At 72.8% G+C, this 1,937-nt stretch carries 2 protein-coding genes; both read right to left on the bottom strand.

Annotated elements, in window-relative coordinates:
• Positions 1-1,219, bottom strand: a 1,219-nt coding sequence (locus ETQ85_RS22840; protein WP_148581360.1) for an HlyD/EmrA/EmrK family protein, incomplete at its 3' end; no start/stop codon positions are given.
• A gap of 21 nt (positions 1,220-1,240) precedes the next feature.
• On the bottom strand, positions 1,241-1,937 hold a 697-nt coding region (locus ETQ85_RS22845), incomplete at its 5' end, for a TolC family protein (protein ID WP_187394824.1).

Here is a 1,937-nt window from a genome sequence, read left to right on the forward strand (position 1 = left end):
GGGTGGCCAGGCCGGCGGCGGCCGGCGGGTTGGCGGGCAGGGTGAGTTCCGGCAGTTCGGCCGGCTGGCCGCCGTTGTTGGCCGAGATGATGCTGCGGATGCGCTCGCGGGCGGCCTTGGCGGGGTCGGCGAAGACTTCGGTTCTGGCCACCAAGGCCGGCGCGGCGGCGCTGAGGGGCGCATCACCGCCTTCGCGCATGTCCACCTCGACCTGCATCGACAGGCCGATGCGCAGCGGATGGGCAGCCAGTTCCTGTGCATCGAGAGTGACCCGCACCGGCACCCGCTGGACCACCTTGATCCAGTTGCCGCTGGCGTTCTGGGCCGGCAGCAGGGCGAAGGCCGCACCGGTGCCGGCGGCCAGGCCGGCGACCTTGCCGTGGTATTCGACGCTGCTGCCATACACGTCGGCGGTCACCGTGACCGGTTGACCGATGCGCATGCGGCGCAGCTGGCTCTCCTTGAAGTTGGCATCCACCCACACCTGCTCCAGCGGCACGACGGCCATCAGCGGGGCGCCGGCGGCCACGCGCTGGCCGATCTGCACCGAGCGGCGGGCGATGAGGCCACCGATGGGCGCGGGCACGGCGGTGCGGGCAAGGGCCAGGTAGGTTTCCTCGACCCGGGCCGCGGCGCGCTGCACGGTGGGATGGGTTTCGACGCGGGTGCCGCTGGTCTGGACCCGGTTGGTGCCGAGTTGCTCGCGGGCCGTGAAGACGGCCGTTTCGGCGGCGCGCAGGGCGGCGCGGGCATGGTCGATCTCTTCGCCGGCCACGGCGCCGGTACCGGCGATCTGCTGGCGGCGGGCGAGGTCGTCCCTGGCCTTGACCAGATCGGCTTCGCGTTGCTTGATGCTCGCCTCGAGGGCGCTGCCGCCGGCGTACAGGGCACGCACCTCGCGCACGCTCTGGCCGAGCTGGGCTTCGGCCTGCTGCAGGGCGACGCGGGCATCGGACGGGTCGAGGCGCACCAGTGCCTGGCCGGCCTTGACCAGCTGGGTGTCGTCGGCGTCGATGGAGACCACGGTGCCGGCCACCTGCGGGGTGATCTGGACCACGTTGCCGGCCACGTAGGCGTCGTCGGTGTGTTCCATGAAGCGGCCGTGGGTGGCCCACCAGCCGCCCCAGGCGGCGCCGGCCAGCCCGAAGGCGACGGCGATGGCGATGAGGCCGCGCTTGCGCCGGCCGTTGGTGGGGATCTCAGTGTTGGGGGTATTCATGGTCCGGTTCCTTCTGCGGGATTAGTTGGACGGGGTGTTCGGGGTGTAGCCGCCGCCAAGGGCACGGGCGAGGCCGGCGCTGGCCTCGAGGCGGCGGGTGCGCAGCTCGGCGGTGAGGCGGCGCTGGGCGAGGAGCGGGGTTTCGGCGGCGAGCACCGCGGTGTAGCTCGACAGGCCGGCCCTGTAGCGCACCTCGGTGAGGCGCCAGGCGTCCTCGTAGCGGGCCTGCGCAGCTTGCTGGTCGCGTCCTTCGGCGTCGGCGCCGCGCCAGTTGGCGAGCTGATCGGCCACGTCGCGCAGGGCATCCACGAGGGTGGTGTTGTACTGGGCGATGGCGGCGTCCTGCTCGGCATGGCGGCTTGCCAGGTTGGCGCGCAGACGGCCGCTGTCGAAGACCGGCAGGTGGATGGCCGGACCGACGCCGAGCATCCGGCTGCTGCTCTCGAGTAGGTTGCCGAGGCCGAGGGACTGGAGGCCGACGAAGGCGTTGAGATTGACGTTGGGGTAGAACTCGGCGCGGGCCGCGTCGCTGTCGCGTCCGCTTGCTTCGACACGCCAGCGCTGGGCGATGACGTCCGGACGGCGGCCGAGGAGATCGGCGCGCAGGGTGCCCGGCAGGGTTGTGGCGAGGTCGCGCAGGGCCGGCGGCGTGAGGGTGAGGGTGGCGTCCGGGCCCTGGCCGGTGAGGGCGGCGAGCTGGTTGCGGGCCAGCGCGAGC

It is taken from the genome of Zoogloea oleivorans (assembly GCF_008107625.1).
Classification (GTDB): domain Bacteria; phylum Pseudomonadota; class Gammaproteobacteria; order Burkholderiales; family Rhodocyclaceae; genus Zoogloea; species Zoogloea oleivorans.